The following is a 16,084-nucleotide window of genomic DNA, read 5'->3' as shown; positions in this document are numbered from 1 at the left end:
TGCTTGAGCATCTAGGCACCCAAAGCGCGCAGTGTCAATCATTTCCGATCAGATAATTTCATTGTGCAGTGCAGTATGATTGATGTTGATCGTTTGTGATTGACAAGACGGCCGCTTGCGTAGAAATTCGCATAAAAGGGACCCGCGCCGTTTGCGTGTCCCAAAGGGAGGATATTTATGCTCGACAAGCGCTCCGGCACGCGCCTCGCCAATCTTTGGGATGACGCAAAAGCGCAAGCAATGAGCGAACCGGAACGTCTGGTCTATCGCTCGAACGTCCTTGGCTCCGACAAGCGCGTCACCAATTATGGCGGCGGCAACACCTCCTCCAAGATCTGGCAAAACGATCCGCTCACCGGCGAAAGCGTGGAAGTGCTGTGGGTCAAGGGCTCGGGCGGCGACAGCGCCTCGATCAAGCTCGACGGCTTCGCCACGCTCTACATGGATAAACTGCGGGCGCTGAAGGGTCTCTATCGCGGCCTCGAACATGAAGACGAGATGGTCGGCTATCTGCCTCATTGCACCTTCAATCTCAACCCGCGCGCGGCCTCGATCGACACGCCGCTGCATGCCTTCGTGCCGAAGCCTTATGTCGATCATATGCATCCCGACGCCATCATCGCCATTGCCGCCGCCAAGGATTCGCAGGCGCTGACCAAGGAGATCTTCGGCGACACGATCGGCTGGCTGCCATGGAAACGTCCGGGCTTCGAACTCGGCCTGTGGCTGGAGAAATTCTGCCTCGAGAACCCCGACGCCAAGGGCGTCGTGCTGGCCAGCCATGGTCTGTTCAGCTGGGGCGACACGCCGAAGGAATGCTACGAGACGACGATCTCGGTGATCAACCAGGCAATCGACTGGTTCGAGCGCAAGAGCCAGGGCAAGCCGATCTTCGGCGGCGAAGTCGTCAAATCCCTCGATGCGCCGGCGCGTCGCGCCGTGGCCGCAAAACTGATGCCGAGGATCCGCGGCCTGATCTCCGAGAACAGCCACAAGCTCGGCCATTTCGATGATTCACCTGCCGTGCTCGAATTCGTCAATTCCAGGGATTTGCGGCCGCTGGCGGCACTCGGCACGTCCTGCCCGGACCATTTCCTGCGCACCAAGATCCGGCCGCTGGTCATCGAGTTCGACCCGCAAAATCCCGACGTCGATGCCGTCATTGCCCGTCTTGCCGATGACGTGGCGGAGTATCGCGTCGGCTATCAGGCTTATTATGACCGCTGCAAGCACCCGGATTCGCCGCCGGCGCGCGATCCCAACGCCGTCGTCTATCTGGTGCCCGGCGTCGGCATGTTCACCTTCGCCGGCGACAAGGCGACGGCGCGCATTTCAGGCGAATTCTACGTCAACGCCATCAACGTCATGCGCGGCGCCTCGACGGTGTCGGCCTATGTCGGCCTGCCCGACCAGGAAGCCTTCGACATCGAATACTGGCTGCTCGAAGAGGCAAAGCTGCAGCGCCTGCCGAAACCAAAGGCCCTTGCCGGCCAGATCGCGCTGGTCACCGGCGGCGCCGGCGGCATCGGCCGGGCCACCGCCAACCGGCTGCTGCGCGAAGGCGCCTGCGTCGTGCTGGCCGACATCGACGAAGCAGCCCTTGCCAGCGCCAATGACGAGCTTGCCAAGGCCTATGGCAAGGATTTCGTGCGGCCCGTCGTCATCAACGTCACGTCCGAGGACCAGGTGATCTCCGGCTTTGCCGAGACGGCTGTCGAATTCGGCGGCATCGATATCCTCGTGTCGAATGCCGGTCTGGCTTCCTCGGCGCCGATCGAGGAAACCACGCTGGCGCTGTGGAATAAGAACATGGACATCTTGTCGACCGGCTACTTCCTCGTTTCGCGCGAAGCGTTCCGGCTGTTCCGGGCGCAGAAGATCGGCGGTAACGTCGTCTTCGTCGCTTCCAAGAACGGGCTTGCCGCATCGCCCAACGCCGCCGCCTATTGCACGGCCAAGGCCGCCGAGATCCATCTGGCACGCTGTCTGGCGCTGGAAGGCGCGGAAGCACAGATCAGGGTCAATGTCGTTAATCCCGACGCCGTGCTGCGCGGCTCGAAGATCTGGAGCGGCGAGTGGAAGGAACAACGCGCCGCCGCCTACAAGATGTCGACCGACGATCTCGAGGAGCATTACCGCTCGCGTTCGATGCTGAAGCGCTCGGTATTCCCAGAGGACATCGCCGAGGCGATCTATTTCTTCGCCTCCGACATGTCGGCAAAATCGACCGGCAACATCATCAACGTCGACGCCGGCAACGCGCAGAGTTTTACGCGATAAGCGACCGTCTTTGAGGGGTTGGCGCCGAGGCCGGAGCTTTACCCTTCTCCCCGAGGAGAAGGTGCCGGCAGGCGAATAAGGGGCAGCGCCAACCGAACGCATTTGGGAGGAACCATGTCCGAAACCATCATCTCCGTCGACCTCGTCGACAAGCATAATGCCGCGCGCAACGCCGACCTCAACCGCGATTACGACTCTCTCGGCGAGCGCCTCGACCGCCGCGGCATCGCCATCGACGCTGTCAGAGACAAGGTCGAGAAATTCGCCGTGGCGATCCCGTCCTGGGGCGTCGGCACCGGCGGCACCCGCTTTGCCCGTTTTCCCGGCGCCGGCGAGCCGCGCGACATTTTCGATAAGATCGAGGACTGCGCCGTCATCCGGCAACTGACGCAGGCGACGCCGACCGTCTCGCTGCATATTCCCTGGGACAAGGCCGATCCGAACCGGCTGAAGCAGGCGGCATCCCGCTTCGGTCTCGGCTTCGACGCCATCAACTCCAACACCTTCTCCGACGCCAGCGACCAGAGGCTTTCCTATAAATTCGGCTCGCTGTCGCATGCCGATGCAGCAACACGCCGGCAGGCGGTCGAGCACAACCTCGAATGCATCGAGATCGGCAGGACGCTGGGCTCGAAAGCGCTGACGGTGTGGATCGGCGACGGCTCGAACTTCCCCGGCCAGGTCAACTTCGCCAAGGCATTCGAGCGCTATCTCGACGCGATGAAGGAGATCTATGCCGGGCTGCCGGACGACTGGAAGCTGTTCACCGAGCACAAGATGTACGAGCCGGCCTTCTATTCGACCGTCGTGCAGGATTGGGGCACCAACTACATCATCGCCAAAGAGCTTGGCGACAAGGCGTTCTGCCTGGTCGACCTCGGCCATCACGCCCCCAACGTCAATATCGAGATGATCGTGTCGCGGCTGATCCAGTTCAAAAAACTCGGAGGCTTCCACTTCAACGATTCGAAATATGGCGACGACGACCTCGACGCCGGCTCGATCGATCCCTACCGCCTGTTTCTGGTCTTCAACGAACTGGTCGATGCCGAGCTGGCCGGTGCCGAAGGTTTCGATCCGGCCCACATGCTCGACCAGAGCCATAACGTCACCGATCCGATCGAAAGCCTGATGCTTTCGGCGATAGAAGTGCAGCGCGCCTATGCGCAGGCGCTGCTGGTCGACCGCAGGGCGCTCGAAGGCTTCCAGGATACCAACGACGCGCTGATGGCGACGCAGACGCTGAAGATAGCCTACCGCACCGATGTCGAGCCGATACTTGCCACGGCACGGCTGAAGACAGGCGGCGCCATCGATCCGGTCGCCGCCTACCGCGCCGCCGGCTACCGGGCGAAGGTTGCAGCGGAACGGCCGGCGGTGGCCAGCGTCGGCGGCGGGATTGTTTGAAGGAACGGGTCGAAGAAAAACCCGCCTGAGGCGGGTCGCGGTGCGATTCAGCACCATAGTTGGATTAGTAGCATAGCTGCCGGCACAAAGCAAGAACAAAATTGCTTGTCAGCGTTGGATCGTGGCTTCATTTCAGCTTGGGTTCCTCTCCGCCATGAATGGGTGCCATGAATGGTGTCGATAGAAGGTGCAAGCCTCGCCGTGTCTTCCCATTAATGTCAGTAGACTCAACCTCTCCAAGCGCGTTTCCTAGGCCTGCCCACGCTTCGGAGAACGGCCATGAATAACACCCGCCGAACCCTAATCGCCGTCACCCTTTCCCTCACCCTGACCTTCGTGCCGTTCCTCGCCTTTGCCGCCTCGCCGCAGCCGGCGAAGGGCGAGCACGGCATGGTGGTGACCGCCCAGCATCTGGCGTCGCAAGTCGGCGTCGAGGTGCTGAAGAAGGGCGGCAACGCGGTCGATGCAGCGGTCGCTGTCGGCTACGCTCTGGCTGTCGTCTACCCGACCGCCGGCAACATCGGCGGCGGCGGCTTCATGACCATCCGCTTCAAGGACGGCCGTTCGACCTTCCTCGATTTCCGCGAGCGCGCGCCGCTCGCCGCGACCAAAACCATGTATCTCGACAAGGACGGCAAGCCGGTAAAGGGCGCCAGTCTCGACGGCTATCTGGCGGTCGGCGTGCCCGGTTCGGTGGCCGGCTTCGAGATGGCGCGGGAGAAATACGGTACGCTGACGCGGCAGGATTTGCTGGCGCCAGCCATCCGCTATGCCACGGACGGTTTCGTGCTGGAGCAGGGCGATGTGGCCTCGCTCCTGGGCGGCGCCGAGCGGCTGGCCAGGGACCCAGCGGCGGCCGCCATTTTCCTCAAGCCGGACGGCAAGCCCTATGCCGTCGGCGAGCGCCTCATCCAGGCCGATCTCGCGGCCTCGCTTGCCGCGATTTCGGAACGCGGCGTGGATGCCTTCTACAAAGGTGCGATCGCCGACGCCATCGTCAAGGCGAGCGGCGAGAAGGGCGGCATTCTGGCCAAGGCGGATTTCGAAAATTATGCCGTGCGCGAGCTCAAGCCGGTGACCTGCAATTATCGCGGCTACGAGATCATTTCCTCGCCGCCGCCAAGCTCCGGCGGCGTCATCATCTGCGAGATCCTCAACGTGCTTGAGTTCTACCCGCTGTCCTATCTAGGTGCCGGTTCGGCCGAGACGGTTCACGTCATGGTCGAGGCGATGCGCCACGCCTATGTCGACCGCAATTCGGCGCTCGGCGATCCCGGCTTCGTGGACAATCCGGTCGCAAAACTGCTCGACAAGAATTACGCCAGGGAAATCCGCGAAAAGATCGATCCGTTCCGGGCCGGGGTGTCGCAGGAACTGATGCCGAAGGGCTTTGGCGAGAGCAGCGAGACGACGCATTATTCGATCATCGACAATGACGGCAACGCCGTCGCGGTGACCTACACGCTGAACGGCTCTTTCGGCGCCGGCGTCGTCGCCGCCGGCACCGGCTTCCTGCTCAACAACGAGATGGACGACTTCACGCAGAAACCCGGCGTACCCAATCTCTATGGCCTGGTCCAGGGCGAGGCGAATGCGATCGCGCCGAAAAAGACGCCGCTGTCGTCGATGAGCCCGACCATCCTCGCCAAAGACGGCAAGCCGTTCATGGTCATCGGCAGCCCCGGCGGTTCACGCATCATCACCATCACGCTGGAGGCGATCATCAACGTCATCGATCACGGCATGAACATCCAGGAGGCGATCGACGCGCCGCGCATCCACCACCAATGGCTGCCCGACACGGTCTATATCGAACCCTTCGGCCTGTCGCCGGATACTGAAAAGCTGCTTACCGGCATGGGCTACCGCCTCGATCTTGCCGACACGACCTGGGGCCAGGCGGCCGGCATCCTTGTCGGCGGCAAGAGCCTGGCGGAAATCGAGAAGGGTGGCGGCGCCCGCTACAACGGCGCCATCGACAGCCGCGCCGCAGCCGGCGAGGCCATCGGGTATTAGACGATGATCCCGAACCGAAGGTCAGCGCAGCAAAAAGTGGAAACCGATTTCGGATAAATCATGGTCAATAGGAAGATTTCGCCTTGCTTCAGGTGACCAGCGCGATCGTCGACGCAATCAGCATCAGCGCCGCGATGCCGACGAACAGCGCGTAGATGCGCGGTCGGTCGAGCAGAAGCGCATTGCCGGAGATCCATGCCGCGGTGGCGCCGCCAAGGGCGAAAAAGAAGGTGCTGCGGCGCCCGAAGCTCAAGCCCGCAGCCATCAGGCCGCCGATGATCAGAGCGCCGAACACGATGATCACGGCGACTGCGTATTTTTCGAAATCGTTGCTGCCGGCGCTCGGGCCGATTGCGTTCAACCTCGACAGATCGTCCGGATCGAACGGGCTGGTCGACCCATATTCGTCTTGACCGACAGGCTCATGCATCATTCGTTCTCCGCAAACCGACAGCAAATCATCAAGCCTCGCCGAGCGCAACCGCTCGCCGAATGTGATTGGCACGGTGTTCAACACTTTCTGGCGGCGGCTTGCCAGAGTTTTTTGGGTGCGTGCTTTGATCGCCCCGCTGCGCGGCTTGGTCAAGCACTTTGCAGAAGTTGAATCTTCATGCCGCTCTGGCCAAAGACTGAGTTGCCTGAACGGAAGCTCCAAGCACCGCCTGTGCGGTGTCGGCCTGCCTTTCATCGACATGCGCCAGCACCAGGATCACACCCTGTTCGGCATCCGGCTTGCCTGGCTGCTTGCCGCTATCGGACAATGTGTCGAAAAGCCTGCCGGCAACGCAGCTCAAGGCTGCACCGACGAGGGCAGATGCCAGCCATCCCGCGCCGACGGGATCGATGCCTGGGATATCAAAGGCGCCGAGGCCGGCCAACAAACCCGCCGCCGCGCCAAGGGCGGCACCGCTGCCTGGACCGCGCAAGACGGCGCCGATTTCATCATCGTAGGGTCCGATGACGCTGATCTGGTGGCGCGCAATTCCTGCCGCCTGAAGCGTTTCGACGGCACGCGCCGCCTGGTCATGGGAATCGAAAAGTCTGCTGATTGTTCGCATTGAAACTGCCTGTGAGGCCCCCCGGCCGTCCATGTACGGCGGGTTCCTGCCGAGCGACGACGCCGCGGAGCCGCCTAACGCAAACGTCACCCGCCGCTCATTCTGAGCGGCGGGTGACGGCTGCCCGAGTTTTCACGTCACTCGACGATCTTGACGATCTTGCGCGTGCCGGGGTCGACGACGACGGTGCGGTTGTCGATGACGACATAGCGGTATTTGACGTTGGGGACTTCATGAAGCTCGACGGTATCGGGAAGCGTTGAGCCGATATTGAGCTCCACCCCAGGGACTTTCACCGAGGCCAGCGGCTGCTTCTTCACATACTCCTTGATGACCGTTTCCTGCTCCGGCTCGATGACGATGTCTTGCGCCGCAGCGGCGCCGACGCCTGCCAGCAGCAGAAATCCCGCTACTGCGGTGGAAAAATGCATTCTCATGGGTCGTCTCCTTTGCGAACTCGGTCCGCTCTTCGCGCCAAGGCTCACTCGAACGGAAGGCAGCTGAAAACGTTCCGTCGACGGGGCTTCGGTCCCGCCCGGCAGGGACCAACCGACGTGTTGCCGCAGGACCTAAGTCTGATCCTTGCGCGCAAAGGGTGGGTTTGCCGCGTGACCCGGAACCGTGGCGGCGCGTAGCCGTTGCTGGCTGCACGTTCCGGGAGGATTCCATGGAAAAGTCGACGGTTGCTCGCACCGATCTTGGCTGTTCCACTCCGATCCAACCGGCAGCTGCGCAGCCTGTCCCTTCCTGCGCCGATAGGTTCGCCCGTCACTTTGTGGCGAGCGAACCCTCAAATTGCTGCGTGCATCAAAGCTGACCCCCGGAAGCGAAGAGAAGGGGCGAGGAGAACAGAAATGGCCGACGACAAGAGCAAGCGAGACTTCAGCGACCGCAATCGTGTTTCGGTGGATGAGTATTACGAGGTCGAATATTTCGCGCGGGAAAATGGTGTTTCGCCCAGCCAGGTGAGCAAGCTGATCAAAAGGACCGGCGGCGACCGGATGATCCTCTCGCAGGCGGTGAAGGCATTGCGCGAGCGCAAGTGAGATGGTGGCGAAGCCAACGGTGGAGAGGCACTGATCGCGATTGGCCGAGATCGCGGCGATCTGCCGACAACGTCCCCGGATGCCGAGCTTCGGCCAAGCGCAATGCCCCACTGCTTCTTTGATTCCGATGAAGACGGAATCGTCTATTCCGACGATCAGGGAACGTTATATGACGATTTCCCGCTGGTCAGGAAAGAAGCCCTTCGCACATTGGCCGAGATGGCCAGGGATGGCCTTCCTCACCGCAGGATTGCAGTCAAGGTCCGGGACGACCGTGGCGGCCTGATCCTTGAAGTGGCTTTGACCTTTGCCGTCGAAACGCGGCATTTCGACGAGCGTATTTTCCAGATCGACTTGCGCACGAACTGACGCCTCGATCGTCATCGCGCCGACCATGAGGTTTCTGGCGCAGCCGCATCTTCCCTAGACCGGAACATTAGTAGTCTCTAATTGTTATCCTAAGCAGCGGGAACCTCCCGGGTTTCTGCTGCAGATCGGGTGCAAACCCGGTCGGCCCGCGCCCTCCGCCAGAGGCGCGGGCTTCGTTTGTTTAGCCGATGCGCAACGCCGTTCGGCAGCAGCATATTGGAGACCTGCGGGAGCATTCGTACCATCGGTCGCTACCGCGGCGCCCTGGCGCCCAGGCAACGGAGCCCGTCGTCCGACAGGGCGGCGGGCTTTTAACCCCTTTGCGCAATCGGTGGAATTCTGGCCGGCGCCGATTCGTGTGGCATGGGTAAGGTGCCCCGACGCAGCGCCGGCCAAGCGGAAATCAGGTCCGCCGCAGCCAGATAGTAGCCGGGTCAGCGCGGCAGGGAATTGCGTGATCGCGGAAGCTACCGCTGGCCTATTGCACTCGCCACGAGCCCGGCCTGTGCAGCGGCTGACCCGAGGCATTCATTCATTCTGACGATGCACCGGACGCCCGGACGGCGGAAATTGGACGCCGCGCTCGCTCTGGCCGGTGGTGTTCCCCCGCAGATTTCGGACGAAAGGCCATTTTATCCTTGTTGCGCCTGGATTCCTATCAGATCGTGGCAAGGATTGCCTTTCCGGCCGCGTTTGCCGGCGTTCTGCTGTTCGCCCTTTTGCCGGAGCAGCTCCTGCTGGGTCTTGGCCTGGCTTTCACGTTTGATCACGACAAGCTCAATCACGCCGCCGCCTTCGTCGTCCTGGCGGCTCTCGGAAGTCTCGGCTGGCCGGAACGCAAGGCGAAGCTGATCGTACTGCTCGTTATCACGGGCGCAGCGATCGAGGGGCTTCAGGCCGTGCAACTGATAGGGCGCGACCCGGATCTGTTCGACTGGGTTGCCGACTGCGTGGGAATTGCGTGTGGGCTGATGGTTGCAGGCTGGACAAAGCGGCTCGCTGGCGGATTGCCATAGGTGCTGAGAGCCTAACGGCGCTGGCGCACCCGCGCTTCAAGGTTGTGAAAATGGCCGGCGCCACTGGGGGGCGCGTTGGGGTAAGTTGCCTGATCGAGCGCCGGCCAGGCGGAAAAATCAGATCCGCCGCAAAGTAACGTAGCAGGAATGGCAATGCGCGGCAGTAGCGTGATCGCGGAAGGTCCGCGCTCGCGCCTCCGGTGCGGTGACCCGTTTTGGGTCAATGATTCTGGCACCTGAATTGCACTGGAAGCAATGCCGGGGAACACTCCGGCGATCGTCCCCGAATATGGGGCCTCGCCGCTTCGCAAATGGAGCGGCGGGCCTTTTTGTAAAGTTCGGTGGCGTTGAAGGTTTCCGACGCGTGGGCGTCGAAAAGCGGCCGATCAGCGGCTTAGCTGACCACGGTCCGCTTGCCCGATTTCCCCGATCAAGTGCTTATTCTCACAACAGAAATTCTAACTGCACAAGCTTCTGTGCTTGACACAGGTCTTGGCAACTGGATAAGTGGATACACAGATACGCTTTGACCGGACCAAGGACGTGGCAGCAGACGCAATCGAGCCGTTGGGTATCACGACCGCCGAGGAGGAGGCTTATCGCCACATTCAGCGGGCCCTGAGGATGGGGCGTTACCGGGCCGGGGACCGGCTGATCCCGGAAGAGATCGCGACGGAAATCGGCATGAGCCGCATGCCGGTTCGCGAAGCATTCCGCCAACTGGCCGCGGAAGGTCTTGTGGTCATTCGCCCGAACCGTGGCTGCATCGTCGCCGGGCTTACCCTCGATGAGATCTACGAAACCTTTGAAATACGCTCGGTGCTCGAAGGGCTGGCGGTGAGGCTTGCCATGCCGCACATCGATGCCGAAGTGCTTGAAGAACTGGAACGCCAGCTCGACCGGATGGAGCGCGCCAGCCAGACCGGCAGCAGCGACTGGGTCGTGCGCCATCAGGCCTTCCATCTGCAGATTTGCCAATTGAGCAACAGACCCAAGCTGGTCCGGCAGATTGCCAGCCTGCACGTCGTGATCGAGCCCTACCTGCGCATCTGGTTCGACTATGTCGACAAACCCGCCAGCGCGCGCGCCGAGCACGAGATCCTGATCGAGGTGTTGCGGTCAGGTGATGCCGGCAAAGCAGAGATCGTCATGCGGGATCATATCGTCGAGACAGCGCCGCTTCTGGCTAACTTTGCAAGTCCCGGCCGCCGCTAGGAATACCATCTAAATCGTTGAAGCCGGAAGATAATCCGGCACGACGGAAGGGAACTGCCATACCGGCAAAAGAGGAGATTGACATGAAAATTAGCCGCATCGCAGCCATTGCGTCGGTCCTGTTCGGCCTGGTCCAGGCCGCTGTCGCACAAGAAACGCCAAAGGCAATTACCATTGCCACCGAAGGAGCCTACGCGCCTTGGAACTTCACAACGGCCGACGGCAAACTGGACGGCTTCGAGGTCGATCTGGCCAATGATCTGTGCGGGCGAATGAAGATCGAGTGCAAGATCGTCGCACAGGACTGGGACGGCATGATCCCCGCGCTGACCGTCGGCAAGTTCGACGTGATCATGGCGAGCATGTTCATCACTGAAAAACGTCTGAAGGTCATCGATTTTACCCAGCCATATGCCGTGGATCCCTCAGGTTTCGCGGTCGCCAAGGATAGCGAACTGGGCAAGCTCGGCATTTCCAACGAGCGGTTCAAGCTGGACAATGAAGCCTCTGCGCAGGCGGCAATCGACAGGCTCAAGCCATTGCTGAAGGGAAAGATCATTGGAGTTCAGGCTGCGACGGCAAACCTCGAATTTGTGAAAAAATACTTCTCGGACGTCGCCGAGATTCGCGAATACAAGACCACCGAGCAACACGATCTCGATCTCGCCGCGGGTCGCATCGACGCGCTCTTCGCACAGCAGACAGCGCTGGCTGCCACGCTGAGCAAACCGGAGTTCAGCGACTATACGCTTGCAGGACCAGGATTTGTCGGGGGTCTCTTCGGTCTTGGCTCCGGGGCCGGTATCCGCAAAGAGGACACCAAGCTGAAAGACATGCTCAACGGCGCCATCGACGCCGCGACCGCCGACGGCACGATCAAAACCCTGTCGCTTAAATGGCTCAAGAGCGACGTCACTCCAGTCAAGTAGGCGCTTGCCGGCGAACGGCCATTCCTGACCCGTTTCGGAGCTGAGCCGTTCGTCCTGCCGGGGGTATTAATGGTTGACGCATTCCGGCTGCTTGGTTTCCAGAACGGAGGTTGGGGGGCTGCTCTTCTCATGGCGGCCTCGGTCACAGTGCTCCTGTCTGTGCTGGGCTTTGCGCTTGGCGCTGTATTTGGCGGGCTGGCAGCGGCCGGGCGTCTCCACAACTCCCAACTGCTAAGGTTCTTGGCCCTTGGCTATTGCACGGTTTTCAGGGGCGTGCCCGACCTTCTGACCATTTATCTGCTTTACTATGGAGGTAGTGTCGCCCTGACCTCGCTTGGTCATAGCCTGGGCGGGTCCGGATTCGTTGGCGTTCCGGCCTTTGCCACTGGAACCTTGGCTATCGCAATCATCTCGGGCGCCTATCAAGCCGAGGTCTATCGAGGGGCTTACGTCGCCATCGACCAGGGACAGCACGATGCCGCTTGCGCGCTTGGTCTCAACCGGCTGCAGCGGCTGCGCCAGATTATTTTTCCCCAGCTCCTGAGATACGCGCTGCCAGGCCTCGGCAATGTGTGGCAATTGGTTCTGAAGGACTCGTCGCTGATATCGGTAATCGGCCTCGTTGAACTGATGCGCCAGGCACAGATCGCCGCAGGTTCGACCCGTGAACCGTTCATCTTCTACATTGCTGCAGCCTTGCTCTATCTGGCTATCGCTTCCGTCACGGGCAATGCCTTTTACCGGCTGGAACGAAAGGCGCCGTGGCGCGTCCGGTCGGCATGATAGATTTCAGGTTTTTCCTCGAAATCCTGCCGAAACTACTCGCCGGCCTGCCGCTTACGATGGAACTGGCCCTGACTTCCATCGTTGCCGGCTTCGTTCTTGCCGTCACATTGGCGCTTGCCCAGCAATCGGAATCGCCCTTCGTCGTCCTGCCGATCCGTGGCTTCGTTGCCGTGTTCAGGGGGACGCCCCTGCTGGTGCAGATTTTTCTGACCTATTATGGCCTTGGTCAGTTCCGGCACCAACTGTCGGCAATTGGATTATGGGCCGTTTTCCGCGAACCCTCCTGGTGCGCAATCATCGCGCTGACACTCAACACCACCGCCTATGGCAGCGAAATCCTGCGCGGCGCGATTCAATCGGTGCCACACGGCCTTGTCGAAGCGGCCCGGTCTGTCGGCCTGTCCACCTGTTTGACCTATCGGCACGTTATCCTGCCGCTGGCCTTTCGCCAGGCGCTGCCGAGTTACGGCAATGAAATCATCCTGATGATCAAGGGCACGTCTCTGGCTTCCATCGTAACCTTGATGGAGGTGACTGGAATTGCCCAGGGATTGATCTCCCAGACCTACCGCGCCTTTGAAGTCTTCATCTGCGCGGGCGCCATTTATCTCACTTTGAACTTCGCGATCATCCGTGCCTTGGCGGCACTCGAATACTGGATGTCGCGGCATCTGCGGCACCGCCCCTCGACGATGAGCGACGCCGCCTCTTGAGCACGACCAGAAGGGCATAGCATGCGAAATTTTGAGAAACCAACGCGCTCGGTTGTCGTTTCACGCGAGGCCATGGCCGCCACCTCTCATCCGTCGGCGACCCTGACGGCGGTGGAGATCATGGCGGCCGGCGGCAACGCCATGGATGCCGCCATCGCAGCCTGCGCCGTGCAATGTGTCGTCGAGCCAGCCTCGACCGGCATTGGAGGCGACTGCTTCGCTCTTCTGTCGCGAAACGGATCCGGCGAGGTCATCGCCTACAACGGATCGGGCAGGACACCCGCCGCCCTGACAATTGACTGGTTCCTCGAACGTGGCATGGCCGAGGTGGTCCGCAATTCTCCTGGCTCCGTCACCATCCCGGGAGCCATCGATGCATGGACCAGATTGCACGCTGATCATGGACATATGCCCTTCGATCAAATCCTGGCCCCCGCTATACGTTTCGCCGAGGAAGGCTACGCCATTTCACCGCGGGTCCATCGTGATTGGGCGTTGGAAGAAGAACTTCTGGCCTCTGATGTTACGGCGAAACGGATTTTCCTGCCAAACGGCCGCGCGCCAGACGTTGGCGAAGTGCATCGCCAGCCTGAGTTGGCTGCAACGCTGCGGCTGATCGCCAAGAAGGGACGAGAGGCCTTCTACACTGGCCCTGTGGCCGAAGACATGGTCGCCTATCTTCGTGGGCTCGGCGGATTGCACACACTCGAAGATTTCGCCGCGGCAACAGGCGAGTACGTGACCCCGATCAGCGCGGCGTTTCGAGGCTGCGATGTGTTCGAATGTCCGCCGAATGGCCAGGGTGTGATCGCCCTGCTGATTCTAAACATCCTCTCGCGCTTCGAAGCCCACGGCGATCCGCAATCCGCGGACCGGCTTCACCTGGAAATTGAAGCAACGCGCCTCGCTTACGCCGCGCGTGACCTGCTCGTCGCCGATCCCGACATGTCCGAGGTCCCGGTGGCCGACATGTTGTCGAATGCCTGGGCCGATCGTCTGGCCGGCATGATTGACCTAAAGCGCGCCCGCGCGGATCTGCCGGCGTTCGATATGCCGCTGCACAGCGACACGGTCTATGTTGCGGTTGTCGACAAGGATCGCAATGCGGTCAGTTTCATCAACTCGGTCTTCGACAGCTTTGGCTCGGGCCTGGTCTCGCCACGCTCCGGTGTCGTCTTGCACAATCGCGGGCAAAGCTTTTCGCTTGACCCCAGGCACCCTAATGCAGTGGCGCCGAACAAGCGACCTTTGCATACCATCATACCCGGGATGCTTGCGAGAGGCGGCCGGGCAGAAATGCCTTTCGGCGTCATGGGTGGCTACTACCAGGCAATGGGCCATGCGCACCTGCTGACGAAAGTGCTCGACTTCGGGATGGATCTGCAGGAGGCGATCGATCTGCCGCGGATCGCCCCCGTCACCGGCACGATGAAGGTCCAGGCCGAACACGGGCTCGCTGGCGAAACCCTAGCTGAACTTAGCCGACGCGGTTTCGAAATCATTCCTGCCACAGACCCGATCGGCGGTGCGCAGGCCATTCGCATCGATTGGGCAAACGGGACCCTGCTGGGCGGTTCTGAACCGCGCAAGGACGGCTGCGCCCTCGGTCTGTAGGTTGTGGCCAGAGCGGGATCCGAGATGCCGAAGACGTTTTCATCGACATTTGACCGGCGTCGCTGGCGCCATGGTCCAGATAATTCTCGCACGCCATCGACAACGGCAGGCAGCTGGATGTAGCGACAAATCATAAGTCGCGACTTGTGCTAATCTGGTGAATTGAGCGTGGCAAAATCGATCTGACTCAGGCGAGCGGGATCGCCGATCACTTCGATGGCTCGGATTTTCTCCCCTGCCGCGTCTATCGTCAGTGCATATCGCGCACGTCCGGTCGGCGCCACAACAATCCCTGGCGCCCCGTTCAGAAGCATTGGCGTCGCGAATTGCGTACGTGCCGCGAAGGCAAGAGCCCCCCTCGCAACTGTTGTGGACCCATGTGCTTCCACCGCTCTTCCGACAGGAGCCGCAGACGAATCAACACGGATAACGACGTCCGGGTCGAGGAGGGCCACGATCGCATCAATGTTACCGGAACGAACTGCGTTAAGAAACTCATCCACAAGCCGCCGTCGCCTGTCCAGTTCAGCAGCGGAAACAGTGGGCTGACCCCGTATGCGACGACGAGCTCGGCTTGCCAGTTGCCGCGCCATGACCGGGGTGCGGCCGACGATAGGGGCAATCTCTTCGAAGGGCACATCAAAGACGTCGTGCAGCACAAAGGCGACACGTTCGGCAGGAGCAAGCTTTTCGAGTACGACACTCAACGCAAGGCCGACCGAATCGGCAATCGCTAATTCCATGTCGAGGTCCGCGGCGTCTCCCGAATCCGCGCCCCACGCGGAGAGCGCCTGCAGAGTCTCCGCGCGTGATTTGCGCGCCCGCAGCATGTCAAGGCAGACGCGCGCAACGACAGTAGTGAGCCAAGCGGTAAGATTGTCGACGCTTCGGGCATCTGAGCGGCTGAGGCGCAGCCACGCTTCTTGCACTGCATCGTCGGCCTCTGTCGATGAACCGAGCAGGCGGTATGCGACCTTCCGCAGACGCGTGCGGTCAGCTTCGAAGCGCTCTGCCAGCCATTCATCCGGTTCCATCTGTCACATTTTCCCATCGCTGTCCGTCACAGTGATGACGGAGGAGGCTCATCCGATGTGACAACTCCCCTTTCAACGGCCTGGGGAGACAAAGGAGATATCATCATGGAACCGATCAACCCACTGATTCCGATCTTTGTTGCCTTGCTCGGGACTTGGTTCGGCGCAGCCGTGTTTTATGTGGTGGTCATAGGCCCCGCCGTCGTTCAAGCGGGGCCGTCCGGCGTCGGATTCCTGCAGACGCTCGCGCGGCGCTACGGCACCGGCCCCTTCTATGCCGTCTTGGCCTTTCTGACGGTTGCGACCGGCATGTGGATGTACGTGGCCGGTGCCCGCGGCGTGTGGACAACGCTGAGCGTAGGCTTGGCAATACTGGCGCTGTTTCTCGGTGCATCGGCCAATCGGATCGCCGAGAGGAAGTGGGTCCACCTGGTCGGGAACATCCGGGGCTCTGCAACAGGAGACCAGGGCAGCGACGTGGCGACAGCAATCGCCAAAGCCGAAAGGGTCAACGTCGTGACAACGGTCGTGCTCGGGCTCGCGCTCCTCTGCGTGGTTCTGAGTCGAACTATGGAGTAACAACTCGCAAACGCGCGGCAAT

At 61.1% G+C, this 16,084-nt stretch carries 16 protein-coding genes; 13 read left to right on the top strand and 3 right to left on the bottom strand.

Annotated elements, in window-relative coordinates:
* Window positions 1-177 precede the first annotated feature (177 nt).
* The 3 genes from NKJ35_RS00555 to ggt (NKJ35_RS00545) all read left to right on the top strand — a co-directional run bounded on the left by NKJ35_RS00555 (window position 178) and on the right by ggt (NKJ35_RS00545) (window position 5,703).
* Window positions 178-2,280 carry a bifunctional rhamnulose-1-phosphate aldolase/short-chain dehydrogenase gene (locus NKJ35_RS00555; RefSeq protein ID WP_352644287.1) on the top strand — a complete coding sequence of 701 codons (2,103 nt, stop codon included), beginning with the start codon at window positions 178-180 and terminating at the stop codon, window positions 2,278-2,280.
* Between the two features lie 114 nt (window positions 2,281-2,394).
* On the top strand, window positions 2,395-3,687 hold the full coding sequence (gene rhaI / locus NKJ35_RS00550) for an L-rhamnose catabolism isomerase (protein ID WP_352644285.1): 1,293 nt from the start codon (window positions 2,395-2,397) through the stop codon (window positions 3,685-3,687).
* Between the two features lie 279 nt (window positions 3,688-3,966).
* Window positions 3,967-5,703, top strand: coding sequence for a gamma-glutamyltransferase (ggt, locus tag NKJ35_RS00545; protein ID WP_352644283.1), 1,737 nt, complete (start codon window positions 3,967-3,969; stop codon window positions 5,701-5,703).
* Window positions 5,704-5,791: 88 nt separating this feature from the next.
* On the opposite strand, the gene NKJ35_RS00540 is transcribed toward ggt (NKJ35_RS00545), so the two are convergent.
* Window positions 5,792-6,136, bottom strand: coding sequence for a hypothetical protein (locus NKJ35_RS00540; RefSeq protein ID WP_254820014.1), 345 nt, complete (start codon window positions 6,134-6,136; stop codon window positions 5,792-5,794).
* A gap of 124 nt (window positions 6,137-6,260) precedes the next feature.
* Between NKJ35_RS00540 and NKJ35_RS00535 the strand changes: the two genes are divergently transcribed.
* On the top strand, window positions 6,261-6,764 hold the full coding sequence (locus NKJ35_RS00535; protein WP_352644281.1) for a hypothetical protein: 504 nt from the start codon (window positions 6,261-6,263) through the stop codon (window positions 6,762-6,764).
* Between the two features lie 134 nt (window positions 6,765-6,898).
* Here the strand turns inward: NKJ35_RS00535 and NKJ35_RS00530 are convergent, their stop codons facing one another.
* Window positions 6,899-7,198: a DUF1236 domain-containing protein gene (locus tag NKJ35_RS00530; protein ID WP_352644279.1), complete on the bottom strand. Its 300-nt coding sequence runs from the start codon at window positions 7,196-7,198 to the stop codon at window positions 6,899-6,901.
* A gap of 417 nt (window positions 7,199-7,615) precedes the next feature.
* Between NKJ35_RS00530 and NKJ35_RS00525 the strand changes: the two genes are divergently transcribed.
* The 8 genes from NKJ35_RS00525 to ggt (NKJ35_RS00490) all read left to right on the top strand — a co-directional run bounded on the left by NKJ35_RS00525 (window position 7,616) and on the right by ggt (NKJ35_RS00490) (window position 14,449).
* Window positions 7,616-7,807 (top strand): DUF3606 domain-containing protein, encoded by a 192-nt coding sequence (locus NKJ35_RS00525; protein ID WP_352644277.1) that lies wholly within the window; start codon window positions 7,616-7,618, stop codon window positions 7,805-7,807.
* 102 nt (window positions 7,808-7,909) lie between these two features.
* On the top strand, window positions 7,910-8,176 hold the full coding sequence (locus tag NKJ35_RS30855) for a DUF6894 family protein (RefSeq protein ID WP_502894180.1): 267 nt from the start codon (window positions 7,910-7,912) through the stop codon (window positions 8,174-8,176).
* Between the two features lie 665 nt (window positions 8,177-8,841).
* Entirely contained in the window at window positions 8,842-9,192 is a 351-nt protein-coding gene (locus NKJ35_RS00515; RefSeq protein ID WP_352644275.1) for a VanZ family protein, read from the top strand.
* A 507-nt stretch (window positions 9,193-9,699) separates the two neighbouring features.
* Complete coding sequence (locus NKJ35_RS00510) at window positions 9,700-10,407, top strand: GntR family transcriptional regulator (RefSeq protein WP_352644273.1); 708 nt, start codon at window positions 9,700-9,702, stop codon at window positions 10,405-10,407.
* 83 nt (window positions 10,408-10,490) lie between these two features.
* Window positions 10,491-11,336, top strand: coding sequence for a transporter substrate-binding domain-containing protein (locus NKJ35_RS00505; RefSeq protein WP_254820023.1), 846 nt, complete (start codon window positions 10,491-10,493; stop codon window positions 11,334-11,336).
* A 69-nt stretch (window positions 11,337-11,405) separates the two neighbouring features.
* On the top strand, window positions 11,406-12,119 hold the full coding sequence (locus NKJ35_RS00500) for an ABC transporter permease (RefSeq protein WP_352644271.1): 714 nt from the start codon (window positions 11,406-11,408) through the stop codon (window positions 12,117-12,119).
* Window positions 12,116-12,835, top strand: a complete 720-nt coding sequence (locus NKJ35_RS00495) for an ABC transporter permease (protein ID WP_352644562.1) — start codon at window positions 12,116-12,118, stop codon at window positions 12,833-12,835. Before NKJ35_RS00500 ends, NKJ35_RS00495 begins: the two co-directional genes overlap by 4 nt.
* 21 nt (window positions 12,836-12,856) lie before the next feature.
* Complete coding sequence (gene ggt / locus NKJ35_RS00490) at window positions 12,857-14,449, top strand: gamma-glutamyltransferase (protein ID WP_352644269.1); 1,593 nt, start codon at window positions 12,857-12,859, stop codon at window positions 14,447-14,449.
* 149 nt (window positions 14,450-14,598) lie between these two features.
* On the opposite strand, the gene NKJ35_RS00485 is transcribed toward ggt (NKJ35_RS00490), so the two are convergent.
* Window positions 14,599-15,483 (bottom strand): sigma-70 family RNA polymerase sigma factor, encoded by an 885-nt coding sequence (locus NKJ35_RS00485; protein WP_352644267.1) that lies wholly within the window; start codon window positions 15,481-15,483, stop codon window positions 14,599-14,601.
* A 105-nt stretch (window positions 15,484-15,588) separates the two neighbouring features.
* On the opposite strand from NKJ35_RS00485, the gene NKJ35_RS00480 reads away from it, so the two are divergent.
* The gene (locus tag NKJ35_RS00480; protein WP_352644265.1) at window positions 15,589-16,062 is read left to right on the top strand and encodes a hypothetical protein; all 474 of its coding nucleotides are present in this window, start codon (window positions 15,589-15,591) and stop codon (window positions 16,060-16,062) included.
* Window positions 16,063-16,084 lie beyond the last annotated feature (22 nt).

The organism is Mesorhizobium sp. M0136 (genome assembly GCF_040322515.1).
In the GTDB taxonomy this organism is placed as follows: Bacteria; Pseudomonadota; Alphaproteobacteria; order Rhizobiales; family Rhizobiaceae; genus Mesorhizobium.
Note: the sequence above shows the minus strand (reverse complement) of the source record. Positions and strands in the feature narration are given on the sequence as shown.